The sequence below is a fragment of the Mycobacterium sp. SMC-4 genome, assembly GCF_025263265.1.
Taxonomy (GTDB): domain Bacteria; phylum Actinomycetota; class Actinomycetes; order Mycobacteriales; family Mycobacteriaceae; genus Mycobacterium.
In genome coordinates, this window is the sequence record NZ_CP079869.1 from 1,294,218 (window position 1) to 1,312,961 (window position 18,744).

20 protein-coding genes are annotated in these 18,744 nt (G+C 66.6%); 7 read left to right on the plus strand and 13 right to left on the minus strand.

Annotated elements, in window-relative coordinates; genetic code table 11:
* Positions 1-7 precede the first annotated feature (7 nt).
* The 5 genes from KXD98_RS06140 (at position 8) to KXD98_RS06160 (ending at position 3,931) form a co-directional block, all read left to right on the plus strand.
* The gene (locus KXD98_RS06140) at positions 8-409 is read left to right on the plus strand and encodes a hypothetical protein (RefSeq protein WP_260762461.1); all 402 of its coding nucleotides are present in this window, start codon (positions 8-10) and stop codon (positions 407-409) included.
* Positions 410-472: 63 nt separating this feature from the next.
* Positions 473-2,692, plus strand: a complete 2,220-nt coding sequence (locus KXD98_RS06145; protein WP_260762462.1) for an AAA family ATPase — start codon at positions 473-475, stop codon at positions 2,690-2,692.
* A 126-nt stretch (positions 2,693-2,818) separates the two neighbouring features.
* Positions 2,819-3,196: a hypothetical protein gene (locus KXD98_RS06150; protein ID WP_260762463.1), complete on the plus strand. Its 378-nt coding sequence runs from the start codon at positions 2,819-2,821 to the stop codon at positions 3,194-3,196.
* A gap of 62 nt (positions 3,197-3,258) precedes the next feature.
* On the plus strand, positions 3,259-3,543 hold the full coding sequence (locus KXD98_RS06155) for a hypothetical protein (protein ID WP_260762465.1): 285 nt from the start codon (positions 3,259-3,261) through the stop codon (positions 3,541-3,543).
* A 43-nt stretch (positions 3,544-3,586) separates the two neighbouring features.
* A complete protein-coding gene (locus tag KXD98_RS06160) occupies positions 3,587-3,931 on the plus strand; it encodes a heme-binding protein (protein WP_260762468.1) in 345 nt (114 codons plus the stop codon).
* A gap of 109 nt (positions 3,932-4,040) precedes the next feature.
* Here KXD98_RS06160 and KXD98_RS06165 read toward each other — a convergent pair whose 3' ends face one another.
* From KXD98_RS06165 to KXD98_RS06190, 6 genes are all read right to left on the minus strand, one after another.
* Positions 4,041-4,856 (minus strand): NAD(P)-dependent oxidoreductase, encoded by an 816-nt coding sequence (locus tag KXD98_RS06165; protein ID WP_260762470.1) that lies wholly within the window; start codon positions 4,854-4,856, stop codon positions 4,041-4,043.
* The gene (locus KXD98_RS06170; RefSeq protein ID WP_260762472.1) at positions 4,856-5,308 is read right to left on the minus strand and encodes a MarR family winged helix-turn-helix transcriptional regulator; all 453 of its coding nucleotides are present in this window, start codon (positions 5,306-5,308) and stop codon (positions 4,856-4,858) included. The genes KXD98_RS06165 and KXD98_RS06170 overlap by 1 nt, the downstream gene beginning before the upstream one ends.
* 120 nt (positions 5,309-5,428) lie before the next feature.
* Entirely contained in the window at positions 5,429-6,166 is a 738-nt protein-coding gene (locus tag KXD98_RS06175; RefSeq protein ID WP_260762474.1) for a cutinase family protein, read from the minus strand.
* A gap of 45 nt (positions 6,167-6,211) precedes the next feature.
* The gene (locus tag KXD98_RS06180; protein WP_260762476.1) at positions 6,212-8,410 is read right to left on the minus strand and encodes a xanthine dehydrogenase family protein molybdopterin-binding subunit; all 2,199 of its coding nucleotides are present in this window, start codon (positions 8,408-8,410) and stop codon (positions 6,212-6,214) included.
* Positions 8,407-9,384, minus strand: a complete 978-nt coding sequence (locus KXD98_RS06185; RefSeq protein WP_396882550.1) for a xanthine dehydrogenase family protein subunit M — start codon at positions 9,382-9,384, stop codon at positions 8,407-8,409. The genes KXD98_RS06180 and KXD98_RS06185 overlap by 4 nt, the downstream gene beginning before the upstream one ends.
* A 1-nt stretch (position 9,385) precedes the next feature.
* A complete protein-coding gene (locus KXD98_RS06190) occupies positions 9,386-10,039 on the minus strand; it encodes a (2Fe-2S)-binding protein (RefSeq protein WP_396882552.1) in 654 nt (217 codons plus the stop codon).
* A gap of 295 nt (positions 10,040-10,334) precedes the next feature.
* On the opposite strand from KXD98_RS06190, the gene KXD98_RS06195 reads away from it, so the two are divergent.
* Together KXD98_RS06195 and KXD98_RS06200 are read left to right on the plus strand one after the other, a co-directional pair.
* Positions 10,335-10,691: a heme-binding protein gene (locus tag KXD98_RS06195; RefSeq protein ID WP_260762481.1), complete on the plus strand. Its 357-nt coding sequence runs from the start codon at positions 10,335-10,337 to the stop codon at positions 10,689-10,691.
* A gap of 8 nt (positions 10,692-10,699) precedes the next feature.
* Positions 10,700-12,061: a cytochrome P450 gene (locus tag KXD98_RS06200; RefSeq protein WP_260762483.1), complete on the plus strand. Its 1,362-nt coding sequence runs from the start codon at positions 10,700-10,702 to the stop codon at positions 12,059-12,061.
* A gap of 11 nt (positions 12,062-12,072) precedes the next feature.
* Here the strand turns inward: KXD98_RS06200 and KXD98_RS06205 are convergent, their stop codons facing one another.
* The 7 genes from KXD98_RS06205 to KXD98_RS06235 all read right to left on the minus strand — a co-directional run bounded on the left by KXD98_RS06205 (position 12,073) and on the right by KXD98_RS06235 (position 18,743).
* Entirely contained in the window at positions 12,073-12,930 is an 858-nt protein-coding gene (locus KXD98_RS06205) for a mycofactocin-coupled SDR family oxidoreductase (RefSeq protein ID WP_260762485.1), read from the minus strand.
* A 98-nt stretch (positions 12,931-13,028) separates the two neighbouring features.
* Complete coding sequence (locus KXD98_RS06210) at positions 13,029-14,309, minus strand: DUF427 domain-containing protein (protein ID WP_260762487.1); 1,281 nt, start codon at positions 14,307-14,309, stop codon at positions 13,029-13,031.
* Entirely contained in the window at positions 14,302-14,604 is a 303-nt protein-coding gene (locus KXD98_RS06215; protein WP_260762488.1) for a hypothetical protein, read from the minus strand. Before KXD98_RS06215 ends, KXD98_RS06210 begins: the two co-directional genes overlap by 8 nt.
* Positions 14,605-14,621: 17 nt before the next feature.
* On the minus strand, positions 14,622-15,377 hold the full coding sequence (locus KXD98_RS06220) for an SDR family oxidoreductase (protein WP_260762490.1): 756 nt from the start codon (positions 15,375-15,377) through the stop codon (positions 14,622-14,624).
* Positions 15,374-16,843: an aldehyde dehydrogenase gene (locus tag KXD98_RS06225; RefSeq protein ID WP_260762492.1), complete on the minus strand. Its 1,470-nt coding sequence runs from the start codon at positions 16,841-16,843 to the stop codon at positions 15,374-15,376. Before KXD98_RS06225 ends, KXD98_RS06220 begins: the two co-directional genes overlap by 4 nt.
* Positions 16,844-16,898: 55 nt before the next feature.
* Entirely contained in the window at positions 16,899-17,510 is a 612-nt protein-coding gene (locus KXD98_RS06230; protein ID WP_260762494.1) for a TetR/AcrR family transcriptional regulator, read from the minus strand.
* A gap of 108 nt (positions 17,511-17,618) precedes the next feature.
* Positions 17,619-18,743, minus strand: a complete 1,125-nt coding sequence (locus KXD98_RS06235) for an acyl-CoA dehydrogenase family protein (protein WP_260762496.1) — start codon at positions 18,741-18,743, stop codon at positions 17,619-17,621.
* Between the last annotated feature and the right edge of the window lies 1 nt (position 18,744).

Genomic DNA, 18,744 nt, shown 5'->3' on the forward strand with positions numbered 1-18,744 from the left:
CCAGGTCATGATGGCGGGGGCTGGGCGACCTCGGATTCCGGTGGTCATGCCGAACATGCGCTGGACTGCCGTGATCGCTGCCCCGGTGCTGGCGCTCACCGGCCTCGCCGTGATCCCTAACGTCGCGCCACCGTCCGCGCGGGCCGATTGCACGAGCACCGGACGGACGACGATCTGTTCGCAAGGCGAGTCGAGGGGCGTCGACACCGGTAGGGGGCCCAGCGGCGCGCAGGCACCATGGGTGCCCTATCCCTGCGAGTACGACTGGTACTTCTGCCCCAATACCTACGGCTGGACGATGGACCTCGACTACGCCGGAAGTGCCGACGACTTCACTCCGCCCGGTGGAGTCGGATGGCCTGGCTTCGGCGCTGGAACGGGCGGCGGCCCTGGGAAGGGTCAGCGCTGACCGGTGTGAACAACGCCGTCGCACGTCATGATCGTTTCCTCCCGATATCGAGCATCGGTGCAGGTGAGCGCCTATGATCCGGTCATGGTGGCGGGGGATTGGCGTCCTCGGATTCCGGCGGCAACGATGGGCCGGCCGCGCACCGCCGATCGGGTCATCAGCCGGCCGGACCTCCTCTCCCGCCTGTGCGCGACCGACGACGGCGGCATCGTCACCATCACCGCACCCGCGGGATACGGCAAGACGACCGTGGCCGCGCAGTGGGATGACCATGACCTGCGGCTGTTCGTCTGGGTCCGCATCGACCACCTCGACAACGACCCCACCCACCTGCTGCTGCATCTCGCGACCGCGGTCGGGTCGGCCACCGCCGGCGCCGAGGGCCGTCTGCGGTATCTGCGCGGACCGGGCCGGGAGCCGCTGACCCATCTGGTGCCGGCCGTGGTCGAGCTGCTCGAAGACGGTCCGGCGCTGGTGGTGGTGCTCGACGATCTGCACCACCTGAGGGCCCCGGCGGCCGTCACCGCGTTGCGCACACTGATCGACGAGGCGCCCCACACGACGACGCTTGCGTTGCTGGGGCGATCCCTGCCACCGCTGCACATGGCGCGTCGCCGGCTGTACCGTCGCGTCGCCGCGATCGAGGCCGATGCGTTGCGGTTGACCGACGCGCAGACCGCCGCGTTGCTCGCCTCGGTGCACCAGGCCTGTGATGATGCGACGACGGCCGCGGTGGCCACCTTGTGCGAAGGATGGGCTGCTGGTGTGGTGCTGGCGGCCATGGCCCTGCGGGACGGTGTTCCGCTCGAGGCGTTGACCGCCCGGCACACCATGGTCGTCGACTACGTGGTCCAGGAGGTCCTCGAGCGGCTTGACGCCGACACCGCCTCATTCCTGACCGAATCGGCTGTGCTGGAACGCTTCACCGCAGAGCAACTTGACGTGGTGTTGGATCGCGACGATTCCGATGCCAGGCTGGAATGCCTCGTCGACTACGGCAATCTGTTCCTGATTCCGTTGGACCGGGAGCGCCACTGGTTCCGATATCACCACATGTTCGCCGACGTGCTGCGCGGCAGGTTGCGTGACACCGCCCCGGAGCGCTACCGGCACTTGGCATCCCGGGCGGCGGAACTACTGGAGAGCGAAGGCGACCTCGACGGCGCGCTGATGCATGCCGTCGACGCCGGTGACCGAGCCCGCTGCGCGGCACTGGTGGGTCGGGAGGCGGTGCGCCTGGGATTCGACGGTCGCGCGGGTGTGCTCGCGCGGCGGCTGGCGCTCCTGGACGACCGCACCTTCGTCGAGTATCCGGACGCGGCGGTAGCGCGTGCGTGGCTCGGTGTCACCGCGGCCGACGCGGAGTTGATCCAGCGCTCGCTGCTGCTCGCGCACCACGCCGACGACGGCCGGCCGCTGGCTGACGGCACGCCGTCGGTGAAAGTCGCTGCCGCCCTGATCAGTTCACTGGTGGGTGTGGGCGGGGTGCACGACGTCATTCGGCATGCCGAGTCGGTCCGCGCGGCCGGCGACTACCTGGTCAATCCGTGGTGGGGTGCGGCGACGGTGATGATGGGAGCCGCGGAGTCCATGCTGGGGCGGGTCGACCGCGCCCGCGCGTTGCTGGAATCGGCGCTGCCGGTGACCGAGGATCTGCCGGGATTCCAGGCCGCCGCGCTGGCCCATCTGGCGTTGCTCGACCTGGGTGCCGGCACCGAGGACGCCGCGATCGAGCGCAGCTATCTGGCCCGAAAGCTGGCCGATAAGTTCGACCTGTGTGACGTCGTACCGATGGTCGTCGTCTATGCCACCGCCGCAGCGGTGTCATCGCGCACCGGGGATGTCGGGGGCGCACGGGAATCGGTCGCTGTCGCCGAGAGCCTGCTCAACCGTTTGGGAAATCTGGCGGCGCGCACCGCCATGCTCGGTCATGGGTTGCTGGCGTGGACGGCGGTGGTGCTCTGCGACAAGGACATGCTCAGGCGCCACCTCGACGCCGGCGAGCGCGCCCGTCTGCGGGAACCTGATGCGGTGGCGCTGGGACAGCATCTGGACCGGGTCAAGGCGATGGCCGCCGGCGGGCAAAGCCCGTTGACAGCCGCGGAGTTGCGGCTGCTGCCCCATCTGTCGACACATCTGTCCTTGCAGCGCATCGCCGAAACGTTGCTGATCGGTCGGGAGACAGCGAAATCCCAGACCGCATCGATCTACCGGAAGCTGGGGGTGTCCTCGCGCGGCGACGCCGTCGCCGAGGCGAAACGACTCGGGTTGTTGCCGAGCTGAGCCGCGGGACCGCGGCCACGATGCGTTTCACCCGTTGTGGGGGATGTGATTTCGCGTCCGGATACCTAGGCTCGACCTGCCCGGCCGCTCGATGGTGTGTGCGGAAACAGGTGAGAGGACGCGAACATGCGGTTGGCTTGTCTGATTGCTACACCGGTCCTGGCTTTCGCCGGACTGGCAGCCGTCCCGACCATCTCGCCGACGACTGCCCAGGCCGACTGCACCAGCACCGGGGGAACGACGATCTGCGCCCAAGGCGAGTCCCGGGGCGCCGACGGTGGTGGCGGACCGAGTGGGTCGGCGGGTCCGTGGGTTCCTTACCCGTGCGAATACGACTGGTACTACTGCAACGACAGCTACGGCTGGGGGATCGACTTCGACGTTGACCTCGGCGGTCCCGGTTTCAACCCTGGCGGGGGTTTCAACCCCGGCGGTGGAGGGGGGCCCGGTTTCGGTGGCGGATCCGGCGGTGGTGGCGGCGGCCTCGGGGGAGGTCGTCGGTGAGCGACGATTTCACCCAGACTGGGGGATGCCCGGCAGTCATTTGAGTTCCTAGAGTTTGATCCGTGGGCCGCCGGCTCACGGGCGATTCCGCAATGGCCGCGTCGGCGGCCAAACGCACCAAGGAGCACATGATGCGGGTTCGGTTTCTACTGGCCGCGGCGCTACTGGCGGTGCCCGCTCAGTTCATCGCGACACCAACGGCTTCAGCCGAGTGCACCACCGAGGGGAACTTCTCGATGTGCTCGCTGGGCGGACTGGACAACAACAACCAGCCGGGAGCCTACGTGCCCTTCCCGTGTGGTTACGACTACTACTGCAACGACGACTGGGGCTGGTTCATCCCCTGACAACCGGTCATCCGACCATCGACAGCGGAATCAGGAGCAAGAAATGTTGTCTCACAATACGTTCGCGCGACGCGTGCTGGTGGCTGCCGTGGGCTCCGGTGCGGTGTTGCTCAGCGCAGCTGTCCCGGCTTCCGCCCAGCCGGCCCCACCACCGCCGAACTGCACGGCCGCCGACCTGGCGGGCATCATGTCCGGCATCATGGCGGCCACGTCGGCGTACCTGTTCACCCACCAGCCGGTCAACGACTTCTTCACCTCGTTGAAGGACGTACCCAAGGAAGAGCGGCGCACAGCGTTGGTCGCCTTCCTCGACGCCAACCCGCAGGCCAAGGCCGAACTGCAAGGGATCCGCCAGCCGGCCGTGGACTTCCGGCAGCGCTGCGGCTAGCGGTCGACGGCGCGCGTCGGGCCGTAGGTGAACCAGTAGGTGCGCCCCCGCGGCTGAAGAACAGACAACGCCGTCGAGAGCACGCCCGCGGCAACGGGCTGGCGACACGTCACATCGCCTGCTGTTCGATGGCGTGGTGAATGGTGCGCACGCTCGGGCGAAAGCCGAGCCGCCGCGCCAACGCGCCATCCATCTGCAGGCGCCAGGGCTGTTCCAGCGCCTTCGACGTCGGCTCGGCGGCACTACCGGCGAGCGTGACGAGCTCGTACAGGGACGTCGGGGCCTCGTCGGTGAGGTTGACGATGCGCCCGTCCATCGCACCGGTGAGCGCGAGCCGGGTGGCGACGGCGATGTCGCGGTGATGTATCAGGCTCATTCTCTGCGCGGGATGGAATCCGGCGTTCGCGACGAGCTCGGGCAGGGATTCCACGTGACCGTCGCCGTCGCCGTAGACAAAACCGTAACGCTGGATCGCCCAGGTGAGACCGCTTTCCCGCAACGCGTTTTCGGCCATGAGCTTGCTCGCGGGGTACGCGTGCTCGGGCTCGACCGGGTCATCCTCACGACTCGGACGGGTGGCGTCGGCGTTGTAGACGTGCGCGGTGCTTGCCATGATGAAGCGTGCGTCCGGTGCATGACGCTGTGCCGCCGAGATGAGGTTGCGGGTCCCGTCGAGGTTCGTCTTCCACATCATGTCGGTGTCGGTTGTGCGAAACACCGCGGCAAGGTGGACGATCGCGTCGACGCCGGTTACGGCCGGCGCGAGCGATTCGCCGTCGGCGAGGTCACCGATCACCTCTGTCACCCCCTGAGGTGCCGTTCCCTGTCGGCGCACGACGGCGCGGCAGTCGTGGCCGTCGTCGACGAGGCGCGGCAGCAGTCGCGCGCCGATCAGTCCGGTGGCTCCGGTCACCAGGATCTTCATCACTCGTCCTTTCCCAATTGTCTTACGAGTCGCTCCGTCGCGGCTTGCAGCACTCGTATGGTGATCGCGATGTCGTCGGCGTCGATGTCGCCGAAGGCCATGGCATGTATGTGTGTCAGGTCAGGCAGGTCGCGCCAGAGCGCCTGCCCGCTGTCGGTGAGCCGCAGCAGCTTCTGACGCTGATCAGCGCTGTCGGGAATCTGTTCGATGAGCTCCTTGCGAACCAGGGCGATGACGACCGAACTCAGTGTCGCGCGTTCGACGTGCAAGATCCGTTGCAGTTCGCGTTGCCGGGTGGGTCCCGCGTGTGCGAGTTGGTAGAGCACGTACCACTGTGTGGCGCCGAGGTCGTAGGGCCGAAGCATGTCGTCCATGACCGCGCGGGCAGCGAGATAGCACCGTTTGGTCCACGCGCCGACCGTGTCGTGGTCTGTCGGCTTTTTGTCAGGCACCAGACAATACTGTCTGCTAGCAGACGAAAAGTCAATCTTGAGTAGTGGTCACCGCACGGACGCGCACCAGGAGGGAGGTCCGGCTCCGACCACGCCCGCCCTCCAGGTCGAGCGCCAACGTCATTGTCCGCCAATCCGTTCCGCGGCGAAATCGGCGCCCTGTGACGCCATACCGTTGCCCACATAAGCGCTGTGAGCTGTCCGGTCCAGGCCGCCGGCCGCGCATATCGGGTCGCGCTCGGCGCAGAGGTCCAATGTCCTGCCCTGGTAGCTGGGTCCGATCACCTGCGGTGGCGCGTCTTTGACCGCGAGATTCGTCACGAAGCTCGATGGGCGCCCGAACATGACAACCGCGGCCACGCGGTCGGCGACCCTGCCGCTGAGGGGACTGGGCATGGCGATCGGCGGCACGTATCCGGAGGGCATCGCCTCGCTGGTGGCGTAGGCGGTCACCGCCGCACCCTGTGAGTACCCGCCCAGAATGATGTCGGTGGTGGCGCAACGCTCGGTCGTGGCGTGAACACGGCTGAGGACATCGGCCACCCCTGAGGCCGCGCGGGGGAAATCCAGCGATGCCGGATAGTTCACGGCGTGCACGTTCAGGCTCTGGTCGGGCAGGCGCGCACGGAGGGCGTCGACGAATCCCTGCCCCGTCGCACCGATTCCGGGCGGCTCGAGAGTGCCGCGGGCGAAGATCACCTCGACGTCGGGGCAGTCGTCGGCCGCGGCGGCCGCGCCGGGATTGGCCAGGGTGGCAGCGGCAGAGAACACGATGGCGAGTAGAGCTGCGGCGCAGAGAGTTCGGCCGATGCGGTGGACGGCCCCGCACGCGCGTCCGTGATCAGCGAGAACGGACATGGGAAACTCCTCGTGACAGTGGTGTGGGATGACTGGCGGAGCTGGTCAGCGCAGCAGGGTTTCTGGGTGGATCGGCAGGTCGTGTATGCGGATGCCGGTGGCGTTGAAGACGGCATTGCCGATTGCGGCGGCTGATCCCACCGTTCCAAGTTCCCCGACGCCGCGAGCTCCGACGTTGCTGAAATCGGGGTCGTCGCCGTCCAGACAGATGGCGTCGATGAACGGCACATCGGCGTTGACCGGAACGACGTAGTCGGCCAGGTTGGCCGCCGCCAAGCGGCCGGAGGGTTCGATCGGATCGGCTTCCAGCAAGGCGTGGCCGATGCCGAAGATGACGCCACCGACGACCTGACTGCGGGTCGCCTTGGCGTTGATCACCCGACCGATGTCGACGACGGTGGTGAACCGCGACACCCGCGTCTCCCCGGTCATCGAGTGGACCCGTACTTCGCAGAAGTGCGCACCGAAACCGTGTGCCACGAACCGTGGAGACATGGTGTCGTCGTCGCTGTGGACGGCGATGATCTCCGAGGTTCCCATCCTGCGTAGGAGATCGGCGAAACCGATGCGCCCGTTGCCCGCTCGCAACGTACCGGCAGCGTAGGACACCGGTGTCTGCGAACCGGCCAGCGGCGAGGCCGAGTTCGTCGCAGCGGCCCTGGTGAGGTTGTCGATCGCGGCTCGTGCAGCGGTCCGGGCGGTTGGAGCCATGCTGCCGGTGGCGCGGGAGCCGACGGCGCCTGGCCCGGGCGGCAGGATGGTGTCACCGACTTCGGTGACGACACGGTCCATCGGCAGGTCCACCGCATCGGCGACCACGATCGCCAGCGCGGTGGCGGCTCCTGTGCCGATGTCCATGACACCGGATGACGCCAGTACCGTGCCGTCGTCGCGGAAGCGCACCTCGACCGCGTTGCCGGACCGGCCGGCGGCTGGGTAGATCGCGGTAGCCATCCCCACACCGATCAGCCACTGTCCGTCGCGGTTCGTAGCGGGCGTGGCTGAACGGCGTTCCCAGCCGAATCGGTTGGCTCCCAGTCGATAGCACTCGTCGAGTCTCTTGCTGGTCCACCGGCGATTGGTGCCGGGCAGCGTCGTCGCGTAGTTGCGCAGCCGCAGTTCCACCGGGTCCACGCCGGTCGCGACCGCCAGTTCGTCCATCGCCGTTTCTATGGCGAACGCTCCGGGCGCTTCGTTGGGCGCGCGCATCGCCCAGCTCGGCGGAGTGTCCAGGATGACTTGGCGCTGGTCGACGTGCAGGTTCGGGGTGCGGTACAGAGCTGCGGTGGTCTCGGCGGCAGTGCGCATCGGCCACCCACCCACGGCAGGAGCTTCGGCGTCGGATTCGTGGCTGACAGCGGTGAGTGTTCCGTCGGCGCGGGCGCCCAACCGCACGCGCTGACGCACCGCGGAGCGGTGCCCGACAATGCTGAAAACTTGGTTGCGGTTCAGGATCAGTTTGACCGGACGGTTCAGTTCCCGGGCCGCCGCGGCACCGAGAATGACATCTGACCACGGTAGTACGCGGCTCCCGAAGCCGCCGCCGACGTAGGTGGAGATGATGCGCAATTGTTCGGCGGCCAGCCCGAGCGCGCCGGTGATGCCGGCGGTGGCCCGGCCCGGAAACTGGGTGCCGGTGTAGAGGGTCAGGAAATCCTCACGCCAGACCGCCACGCATGCATGGGGTTCCATCGCCGCGGCATGTTGCGCCGGTTGGGTGACGATGGTCTCGATAGTGATCTCACTGTCGCGCAGTGCGGCGTCGATCGAGGCCACGCCGGGCGCGAGAACGGTCTGGTTCCCCGACTCCGGCATCTCGATGCTGATGCCCGGCCCGGCATCGGCAAGAGCCGTCCTCGGGGTGCGGGATCGGTAGTCGGTCCTGATCATCGCGGCCGCGTCGCGGGCGTGTTCGAAGCTGTCGGCGACCACGACGCCAATAGCTTGGCCGTAGAAGCGGACATCGTGGTCCTGCAGTGGACGGTAGCGTTCCCCGAGAGCATTCTCGGCGACGGGCTGCAGCCGCAGCGGCGCGAACGGTGTGTATATCGCCAGGACACCCGGTGCCTGCTCGGCCGCGTCGGTGTCCATGGCGGTGATTCGGCCCAAACCGATGGTGGCGGACACCAGGACGGCATGGACCAGGTCCGGTTCCTGGTAGTCGGCGGAGTAGCGCGCGGCCCCCGTGGTTTTCGGGCGCCCGTCCACGCGAGAGATTTCGCCGCCCAGCGGTGAGGGACTCATCCGAGCTCCGCAATTTCGGTAAGTGCTCGGACGATTGCCCGGCGCAGGAGATGAGGCTTGAACCCGTTGTGCCGCAGCGGCCGGGCATCGCCGGCCGCAGCTTGGGCCGCTGCGTCGAAGGTCTCCGCAGTTGCGGGCCGGCCGGTCAGTCGCGATTCCACTTCAGGTAATCGCCAGGGCACGGTGGCCACTCCGCCGGCAGCCAGGCGTGCCCGGGTGATGACCGCGCCGCGCAGCGTGATCGCCACAGCCACCGAGGTGAGCGCGAACTCATAGGATTGGCGGTCGCGGATTTTGAGATAGCCCGTCCGGGTGCCCGCAGGGAACCGGGGTGCGGTGATGGCGGTGATCAGTTCCCCAGGGTCCAAGTCGTTCTCCACCTCCGGTGTGGAGCCGGGCCTACGGTAGAACTGCTCGAGGGCGACACTGCGTTCGCCTTCAGCACTGCTCAGTTCCACCGCCGCCTCGGCGGCCACGAGTGCCACGGCGACATCACTTGCGTGGGTGGCCACACAGTCGTCGCTGGTGCCGAGTACCGCGTGGGTGCGGTTGTAGCCATCGATCGCCGAGCAACCGGCGCCGGGGCTGCGCTTGTTGCATGGCATCGATATGTCGCGGAAGTAGCTGCACCGGGTGCGCTGCAGGAGGTTTCCGCCCATGCTTGCCATATTGCGCAGTTGGGCGGAGGCGCTGAATTCCAGCGCTTGACTGACCATTGCGAAATCGCCTCGCACCGCTTCGTTTTCGGCGACGTCGGCCATACGCTCCATGGCGCCGATGCGTAAACCGTCCGCGTCGACCGTGATGCCGGTCAGTGGCAGGCCGTTGATGTCGATGACCCGCGTTGGGGTCAGCACCTCCAGCTTCATCAGATCGACCAGCGTGGTACCGCCGGCGAGGTATGCGTCAGCGGAGCCGGCGTGGGTGGTGGCTGCGGTCACCGACTCTGCCGTCGTGTAGGAAAAGGGCCGCATCTCACGACATCCGATCGCGGGCGGCCTTGACGGCCTCGACGATGAAGGGGTAGGCGCTACACCGGCAAATGTTGCCTGACATGTGTTCGCGAATCTGTTCGTCGGTGCGTGCGTGTCCACCTTCGATGACCGCTACAGCCGACATGATCTGGCCCGGAGTGCAGAAGCCGCACTGCAGGGCGTCATTGTCGATGAACGCCTGCTGTACGGGGTGCAACTCATCACCCTCGGCGAGGCCTTCGATGGTCAGGACCGCGCGGCCGTGCACGCTCGGCGCCAGGGTCAGGCACGAGAGCACCCTCCGGCCGTCGACATGCACGGTGCAGGCACCGCATTGACCGTGGTCGCATCCCTTCTTGGTGCCGGTCAACCCGATCTGATCGCGTAGCGCGTCCAGTAGCGTGGTTCGCGGATCGAGGTCGAGCGTGTGTTCCGTGCCGTTGACGAGCAAGGTGATCGGAATGGCACCGACAGCGGCGTCGACATCGGTAGGCCGGTCGGCCAGACGTGAGACCAAGACGGTGCCACCGACTGTCACCACGACAGCCGTGCCGGTCCATCCGATGAAGCTGCGCCGCGACACTCCAGACTCGCCAGCCGTGGCCGTTGCTTCAGGCCCGGGGTCCGTCGCCGTGTCGGTGGGCTCGTCTGTCATTCTGGCTCCGTCTGTTGATGAAATATCGACGTGTGCTTCACGATTGCAGCCTGCGCAGCTGCGATTCAGGGACGAGTGATCCCTGGCTAGCTCGGTCGCCATCTGAACGCTATGCGGAGCTGCGCAGGGCTGGATGCGACGCATAGCAAACACACATCTTTGACCGCTTCACCTGCAGGCCAAGACGCCTGTTCGAAATCGAACCTCTGGTGGCCGATTCGCCAATCCGTACCATGGGGGTGCGACAACGGGAACGGCCTGACGATCAGGCATGACTGAACAGAGGAGCAATGACGTGTTCGATAAGACCTTGACCAAGCGTGTGTTGGCGACGGCAATCGGCAGCGGAGCTGTGGTGATCGGATTGGCCGCGCCGGCGGCTGCCCAGCCTGCGGCACCGAACTGCACCGCGGGCGACTTCGCCAAGGTCATGTCCGGCGTCACCAACGCCAAGGGCGACTACCTGCTGGCCAACCCCGCGGTCAATGACTTCTTCACCTCGCTCAAGGGCACCCCGAAGGATGAGAAGAAGCAGGCGGTGACGGCCTATCTCGACGCGAACCCGCAAGTCAAGGCGGATATGGACGCGATCCGCCAGCCGGTGCAGGACCTGAAGAACCAGTGTGGAGACACCCCCGCCGAGAGTGAGTAGCTGAGGCGATGGCTCTCGTCGACCGGAGGCGCGCGCCCAAGCTGCCGCACCCCGGTCGACGGGTGCCGTTTCTCGGTGACCTGTTCGCGTTCGACGCGGACGCGCCGTCGCAGTCTGCGATGGCGCTGGCCACCCTGGGCGACGTCTTCGAGTTCCGCTTTGTCGGAGCGCGCTACGTAGTCGCCAGTGGTGCGGACGCGGTGATGGAGCTGTGCGACGAGAGCCGGTTCTGCAAGCACGTCGGCCCGGAGATCGACGCGCTGCGCATTGTCGGCGGGGACGGGCTGTTCACCGCCTACAACGACGAACCCAATTGGCAGCGCGCCCACGACGTGCTGATGCCGGCGTTCAGCCAGCAGGCGATGCGCCGGTACCACGCGGTGATGTGCGACGTCGCCGACGAGCTGACCGCACGGTGGGACCGGCAGACGACCGTCGACGTGTCGGCCGAAACCACCCGGGCCACGCTGGAGACGATCGGGTGGTGCGCTGCGGGCTACCCGTTCGGCGCCTTCGCCTCCGAGCAACCCCATCCGTTCGTCGAGCACATGGTGGCCGCGCTGAAGGGGTGTGACCACGTGGGGGCGTTGCGGCAGACGTTTCTGCCCCGATTCGTGGTGCGCCGCGCCGAACGCAAGGTCGCGCCGCACGCCGAGGCGCTGCACACGATCGTCGACGAGATCGTCGACCAGCGGCGCCGTGACGGGCTGGGCCACCACGACGACCTGCTCGAGTTGATGCTCGCCTCCGACCTCGAGGCCGCCAACATCCGCTATCAGTTGATCAATTTCCTGGTCGCGGGCCACGAAACCACCTCGGGTGCTTTGTCGTTCGCGCTCTATTTTCTCTCGCAGCATCCCGAGGTGGCTGATGCGGCGCGTGCGGAGATCGACGATGTCTGGGCAGACCGGGAACGACCGGGCTTCGAGCAGATCGCCAAACTGCGCTATGTGAGGCGGGTGTTCGACGAGTCTCTGCGGCTGCACCCGACCGTTCCGGGTTTCTACCGGGCTGCGCGCGAGGACACCGTGCTGGCCGGGGTGCACCCGATGCGCAAAGGTGACTGGGCGCTGGCGTTGACCATGACGTTGCACCGCGATCCGCGCTGGGGCGCCGATCCCGACGCCTTCGACCCAGACCGTTTCCTTCCCGAGCGGGTCAAGGCGCGTCCGGCGGCGCTGTACCGTCCCTTCGGCACCGGCCCGCGCTCGTGCATCGGCCGCCAGTTCGCGCTGCACGAGGCGGTGCTGCTGTTGGCGGTCGTGCTGCGTCGCTATGACCTGGAAGGCGATCCGGACTACGAGTTACAGATCGCGGAGCGATTGACGCTGATGCCCAAAAACTTCCACCTCACCCTGCGTCGGCGGTAGGTCGGCGTGGTCTACACGCCGAGCTTCAGGCCGGCGCCGGCGTCGACGAACAACTGCTGGCCGGTGACGAATCGTGCTTCATCGGAGGCCAGGTAGACGACGGCGTGCGAGATGTCCTCGGGTTCAACCCAGGGCGTGGGCATCGCCTGGAGTACCGGAAACACCAACTCGGCGTCTTCGCGCGTCGGTTCGGGTAGGTCGGGGCGGAACACCTTGTACATGGGCTGGTTGTGCAGCATGTCGGTGTTCACGTTGGTCGGGTGCACCGCGTTCACCCGGATGCTGTGCGGAGCCAATGTGAGAGCCAGCGCTTTGGTGTAATCGCGGATCATCTTCTTCGCCATGCCGTAGCCGGCGCCACCGGGTCCCTGCGGTCCGCCGCCGGTGGCCAGGTCCTTCTGGTCGATCAGCCCGGCGATGGATCCGGTCGAGATGATGGAGCCTCCGGCGGCCAGGTGGTCGAGACTGACGTGGATGGTGTTGATGACGCCGACGAAGTCGACGTCGAAGGCGTCGATGAAGCCCCGGAACGGGATGTGATTGCCCTGCGGGCAGATTCCGGCATTGGCGACCACCACGTGCAGGCCCCCGAGCTGGGCGACAGCGTCATCGAGGGCGGTCTTGAGCGCAGCCCGGTCGCGAACGTCGACAACGCCGGTGACGACTCTCTGCCCGGTCTTCTCGACCAGGTTCGCGGTCTCGTCGAGGTCCTCCGGGGTGGCCAGCGGGTATTCATTGGACTCGATGTCGGCACAGATATCCAGCGCGATGATGTCAGCACCCTCGTCGGCGAGATGAACCGCGTGGCTGCGGCCCTGCCCTCGGGCAGCGCCGGTCACCAGGGCGACTTTGCCTCTCAGTCGATTCATGCGATCCTCCCAAAGTGAGCCGATGCCGTCCGGCAATCTAGTGGATGGTAGAACACTTTTTGTTTATCTGTCACGGTGCGTGGGGTGCTCCGCCGGGCTCACATCGCGGTGCGGCTGTCCAGGCCCAGAGCGGCTGGATCACGGCTGAAGCCGCGCACCATGGCCTGCACGACGTAGGACGCAGCCAGCGAACCGCCGCGGGTGAAGACCCGTCCCTCACCCTGCACCAGCCCATTGCCGGACCAGAACGCCCGGTTGGAGTAGAGAAGCCAGTCGGTGATGTCGGCGTCGTCGTGAAATGCGATGTCGACCTTCATGATTCCGGTGGATAGGTCGTGGTGCGCCCTGGCTTCGCCGAAGCCGCGGTGCGGAAGCATGCCCGCTGCGATCGTCCAGTGGGTGGTCGACTGCGCCAGCAGGGCCGAGTGCAGATAGCTCTGCTCGGGCGCCGAGCGAAAGCGTATCCATACGTCGATCTGCGGCGGGGCCGTTCGATCGGGATCCGGGTCATAGGCGCCGTCGACGACGCGAATCTCCCGGCCGGGCATCCCGAATCCGGCGAATGGCACCGCGCGCTCGGGGCCCGGGACGTCGGGCATCGGATCGGTGTGGCGGATGGCGTCTGTCGCGCCCGAGTCGGCCAACAGCAGTCCGGTGCTCCTGAGGCTGCCGTGCTGGCTGATCCGAACCTGCGCGGTAGAGAATGTCCTCCCGCGACGCAACATGTCGACGTCCACATCCACAGGTGCCGTGAAGGACGCAGCTTTCAGGAAGATCATGGAGGCCGAAGTGACACGTTGATCGGGAAGGGTTTTCGACACCGCGACGATCGCATCGGCCAATAGCTGACCGCCTTCGACGACATCACGCTGAGTCGGTCCGTGCGCGGGTCCGGTGAACGAGTGCCCGCCCGCCGGTGAAACGTCGATCAGCCGGACGAGCTCGTCGGCGTCTCCCCAGAGCGGAAACGTCGCAGGAACCGCACTGCCGTCGGGCCAATTCTCCACCACCAGGACCTGTATGGCCGGTGAGTCAAACGATACATAGCCGGCGATGGGCGCCACCTCGCGCAGCGGGGTGGGGTACGACCATGCGACGTCGTCGACGGACTCATCTGCTCCGGTGAGGTGCCAGTAGGACGCCACGCCTTTGAAGGGGCAGGTGGTGTGCTTCGGCGACGGTGCGAGCACATCCCAGTTCACCGAGCTCTCGGGGAAGTAGAGGCGGTCGACGTGGTCGGTCTCGGTCAGTATCAGGCACGAATCACTCTCGGCGACCAGCACGTCACCGGTCCACACTTGGCCGGTGTGCGGGCAGTGCGTGATGTCGATCCGATAATCCGGGTAATCCGGCCAGGCGGATTTGACCTGTTCAGTCACTGGCCGGGAGGGGTTTGGCCTCTTTGAGTTCCAGTGCTGTCGTGCCGACGGACAGCGAACCCTTTCCGGCTTTGGTGACCAGTACTTCGGCACCGCCCGGGGTCACGTAGCGCTTGCCCATCAGGTTGCCGTCGGCGAAGGCCTCGTCGAGAGACAGCTGGGCGTCGCTGTCGACGTCGACCGGGATCATCGGAGCCCCGCCAGCGCGGAGGTCGTCGAGTTCGTCTGCGCTGCGCACGACGATCACCTGCGTGTCACAGACCTGGCTTCGCAGTCGTGCGCCGTTCTTGATCATGGGATCCTCCGGGTCGGCTAGGGGGTCATCGGAGCAGCGGGTGATTTGAGTGTCACATGTTCGAGTCCGACGTTGGGATTATCCAGCGCACTGGCGAAGATGCCTGCCATCGTGTCGGCGACACTTTCCGGGGTCATGTGTGTCGAGGGCACCAATCCGCGGGAAATCCACTCTCCAGCAACAACTCCGAGAAGTTCGGGATCGAAATCCGAGATGAAATCGGTCGGGACTGTGGCTCCGACCTCGACGCAGCTGAAGCGATAGCCGGGATGTTCCAGTCGCCATGCCACCAGACTGCGTTCCATGGCCGCCTTGCTGGCCGAGTATGCACCGAGCGCGCGGTGTGGATGGCGCACGGAGTCCGACGACAGCACCGCGACCACGGCCGACGGACTCAGTATCGGCAGGTGTGCCTGGATGATCTGGTGCACGCCGATCACGTTGGTGGACAGCACCTTCATCCAGTCTTGGGCATCGACCTCCGAGAACGCCTTGAGCGGCGCATATCCGGCGCTGATCAGCAGAAGGTCGACCTCGCCGAGCGCTTCGGCCGCAACGTGGCTGACACGGGCACAGTCGTCGGGTTCCCGAATGTCAGCCGACACCGAGGTCGCCGACACGGCGCTGGCGAGGACGTCCGGGGGCAGTTCGCGGCGTGCCACCACGACCAGGCGCGCACCGTCTGCGATGGCCCGCACGGCGAAAGCCCGGCCGATGCCGGCGGAACCACCGACGACGACCACCCGCTTTCCGGCCAGCGACCGTTCGGTCACGACGCACCCTCGGCGATCGACTTGATCTCCAGGTACTCCTCGAAACCGGCGACACCCATCTCGCGTCCGATCCCGCTCTGCTTGTAGCCGCCGAACGGCACGTCGACGCCGTAGAAGACGCCTCCGTTGACATTGACCGTGCCGGTGCGCATCCGGTTGGCGACCGCGCGAGCACGCTCGTCGGACGCGCTGACCACGGTCCCGGACAACCCGTAGCGCGAGTTGTTGGCGATCTGCACGGCGTGGTCATCACCGTCATGCGGTATTGCGACCAACACGGGTCCGAAGATCTCCTCCTGCGCCACAGTCGAATCCGGGTCGACATCGGCGAGCAGCGTCGGCTCGACGTAGAACCCGGTCGGCAGGTGGGCCGGAACACCGCCGCCGACGGCGATGGTCGCGCCCTCGTCGACGCCCGTTCGGATGTAGCCGAGCACTCGTTGCCGCTGCTCCTCACGGATCAGCGGACCCATCAGCACCGACGAGTCGGTCGGATCCCCGTACGGCCACCCCTTCAAGGTTTCGGCGAGCGTTTCGACTCCCTCCCGGTATCGCGCACGTGGCAGCAACAGTCGGGTGGTGTTGGCACAGCCCTGGCCCGCATGTGTGGTCGCGGCGAAGGCCGCCGAGGTCACTACCGAGCCGAGGTCGGCGTCATCGAGTGCGACGAGGGCCGACTTGCCGCCGAGTTCGAGGAAGAGTTTCTTGATGGTGGGTGCCGCGGCGATCATGATGCGGGTTCCGGTGGCGGTCGACCCGGTGAACGAGATCATGTCGACTCGCGGGTCCTCGCAGAGCTGCTGGCCGAGGCTGTGGTCGAGGGAGGTGACGATGTTGACGGTGCCGGCGGGGATGTCGGTGTGCTCGGCGATCAGTTGGCCGATCAGGGTGGCGCAGTACGGAGTGTCGGGAGCCGGTTTGAGCACGACGGTGTTGCCGGCCGCCAACGCGGGGATGACTTTGGCCAGGTTGATCTGGACGGGATAGTTCCACGGTGTGATCGCCCCGACCACGCCGACGGGCTCGCGGCGCACGGTGCGCCGGGTGGCGATGCCGAACGGTTCGGCGATGCCGAGGTCGGTCTCCCATGGGTAGTTCTCCGCGAGGTCGGCGACCCAGGGCAGTCCGGCCAGCGGTGCGTCGATCTGCGGTCCGTAGGTCAGCGCGATGGGACAGCCGACTTCTGCGACGGCCGTCGCGCGCAGTTCGTCGGCGTGCTTGGTCAACGCATCGTGGAGCTGGCGGATGCAGCGCACACGAAACTCGAGGTCGGATGCCCAGTCGGTGTCGTCGAAGGCGCGCCGGGCAGCCGCGATCGCGGTGTCCATGTCGGCATGTGTCGCGTGGGCGGCCACGCCGATGGTTGCTTCGGTGGCGGGGTTGACGTTGTCATAGGTTGCGTTGTCCGACGCGGCGACCAACCGTCCGTCGATCAGCATCCGCGGTTCCTGCCAGATGTCTGCCATGAACAGAACAGTAATACAAGAGATGTTCAGTTGAACAGACGCGATTCTGCAGTGGTCAGCGCAAACCGTTGACCGCGAACTTCTCGACATACTTGCGGACCGTCTCGGGCTTGGACATGTCGAACGTCTGCGCCTCGTTGACGGTGGAAAAGGAGTAGATGATGCGGGCCAGCCACTCACTGGCGGCGGTGACGTCAACCGACGCGCCGACTTCGCCTCGCTTCTGCGCCTCCCGGACGTAGGGCACGAGGAACTCGGTGGACCGCCGGACCGAGCTGTCGCCGTCGGCGATCATGTGGCGCATCAGCTCGGCGTCATCGGCCATCAGGCGGTTGCGGGTGCGGTGATCGAGCAGGATCTTCGCGTGGGTTTCAGCCATGGCGCCCAGCTTCTCGGCGAGAGTCCTTTTCTTGGTCATGGCTTCGGCCACCTGCTGGTAGAACTTCTGCGCACCGAATTCGATCGCCGCCTCGATGAGGACGTTGCGGTCCTCGAAATAGCGGTACACGGTGCCGCGCGACACGCTTGCCATGCGCGCGACGTCCTGCACGCTGGTGCGCTGGATGCCGAGCTGGGAGAAGCACTGGTTGGCAGCCTCGAGGATCTGGTTGCGTCGATCGACTTCGTCCTGATCCTCGACCTCGACGGTCGCGCGTGAGGTTGCCATGTCGCTCCTTGCCTTCGCGAGTGCCGTACGGCCGCTTCGCCAGCAATGATGCTACGCGACACTTCGTGTCCTGGTGTGCCGGCACGTCGGGGTCGGCCTGCCGGGGTGCTACAGGCCGACAAGGTCGGCGAGCAGCCGCCGCTGGAGGTCGCTGTCACCGAGGAGCATGGCTGACGACTTGGCCCGTTTGAAGTACAGGTGTGCCGGGTGTTCCCAGGTGAACCCGATACCGCCGTGCAGTTGGATGTTCGCCGCGGCCGCCCGCTGGTAGGCCTCGGTGGCGTGAGCTTTGGCCAGCGCCGCTGCGGCGGGCAGCGCATCGGGTTCGTTGTCTGCTGCATGAGCGGCGTATTGCGCTGCGCCCCGGGCGCATTCGATGTCGAGCATCAGGTTGGCGCAGGCGTGCCGAACAGCTTGGAACGATCCGATCGGACGCCCGAACTGGTGGCGTACCTTCGCGTAGGCAACCGCGAGGTCCAGACATCGCTGTGCGCCGCCGACTTGTTCGCTGGCCAGCGCGGCGGCCGCGTGCGCCAGCGCCCGCCGCAGTTCGGCTTCGCCGAGCCCCAGCCGGGTTGCGGGAGCGCCCACCAGATCGATGACGGCCTGGCGGCGGGTGGCGTCCAAGGTCGATTGCGGCCGTCTGGTGAGGCCGGCGGCATCGTCGACGCAGAACACCCCGACAGCGTCATCGGTGCGCGCCACCACCAGAACCACATCGGCGAGGTCGCCGTCGGGAACGTAGTACTTGGTGCCGTGCAGGGTCCAACCGTGATGGGACTGTTGTGCGCGGGTATCGATCCGGGCGGGGTCCCAGTGTCCTGCACGTTCGGTGAGGGCGAGGGTGGCGATCGAGGACCCGTCGGCGATCGCCGGCAGGTAGCGCCGTTTGGCGTCGTCGTCGGCACACTGGAGGAACACACCGGCGGCCAGCACGGCAGACGAGAAGTACGGCCCCGGGGTCAGCGCGGCCCCCAGTTCCTCCATGACGATCGCCAATTCGGCGTAGCCGAAGCCTTCACCGCCGAACTCCTCAGGAATGATCAGGCCCTGCAGATTGAGTTGGCCGGCCATCGCATGCCAGACCTGTGGGTCATATCCGCTGTCCGACTGCATCGCCCGGCGGACCTCCGACTCGGGTGAATGGTGCTCGAGGAACGCGCGCACCGCCGAGCGGAATTCGCGCTGCTCGGCAGTCAAGGTGAACGCTGCCGGCGTCGAGTCGGCGGTCATG

What these genes read in the sequence shown, in the direction of transcription:
- KXD98_RS06140 (WP_260762461.1), top strand. Translation starts at nt 8, where the DNA reads ATGATGGCGGGGGCTGGGCGACCTCGGATTCCGGTGGTCATGCCGAAC.
- KXD98_RS06150 (WP_260762463.1), top strand. Translation starts at nt 2,819, where the DNA reads ATGCGGTTGGCTTGTCTGATTGCTACACCGGTCCTGGCTTTCGCCGGA.
- KXD98_RS06160 (WP_260762468.1), top strand. Translation starts at nt 3,587, where the DNA reads ATGTTGTCTCACAATACGTTCGCGCGACGCGTGCTGGTGGCTGCCGTG.
- KXD98_RS06165 (WP_260762470.1), bottom strand. Translation starts at nt 4,856, where the DNA reads ATGAAGATCCTGGTGACCGGAGCCACCGGACTGATCGGCGCGCGACTG.
- KXD98_RS06175 (WP_260762474.1), bottom strand. Translation starts at nt 6,166, where the DNA reads ATGTCCGTTCTCGCTGATCACGGACGCGCGTGCGGGGCCGTCCACCGC.
- KXD98_RS06180 (WP_260762476.1), bottom strand. Translation starts at nt 8,410, where the DNA reads ATGAGTCCCTCACCGCTGGGCGGCGAAATCTCTCGCGTGGACGGGCGC.
- KXD98_RS06185 (WP_396882550.1), bottom strand. Translation starts at nt 9,384, where the DNA reads ATGCGGCCCTTTTCCTACACGACGGCAGAGTCGGTGACCGCAGCCACC.
- KXD98_RS06190 (WP_396882552.1), bottom strand. Translation starts at nt 10,039, where the DNA reads ATGACAGACGAGCCCACCGACACGGCGACGGACCCCGGGCCTGAAGCA.
- KXD98_RS06200 (WP_260762483.1), top strand. Translation starts at nt 10,700, where the DNA reads ATGGCTCTCGTCGACCGGAGGCGCGCGCCCAAGCTGCCGCACCCCGGT.
- KXD98_RS06205 (WP_260762485.1), bottom strand. Translation starts at nt 12,930, where the DNA reads ATGAATCGACTGAGAGGCAAAGTCGCCCTGGTGACCGGCGCTGCCCGA.
- KXD98_RS06215 (WP_260762488.1), bottom strand. Translation starts at nt 14,604, where the DNA reads ATGATCAAGAACGGCGCACGACTGCGAAGCCAGGTCTGTGACACGCAG.
- KXD98_RS06225 (WP_260762492.1), bottom strand. Translation starts at nt 16,843, where the DNA reads ATGGCAGACATCTGGCAGGAACCGCGGATGCTGATCGACGGACGGTTG.
- KXD98_RS06230 (WP_260762494.1), bottom strand. Translation starts at nt 17,510, where the DNA reads ATGGCAACCTCACGCGCGACCGTCGAGGTCGAGGATCAGGACGAAGTC.
- KXD98_RS06235 (WP_260762496.1), bottom strand. Translation starts at nt 18,743, where the DNA reads ATGACCGCCGACTCGACGCCGGCAGCGTTCACCTTGACTGCCGAGCAG.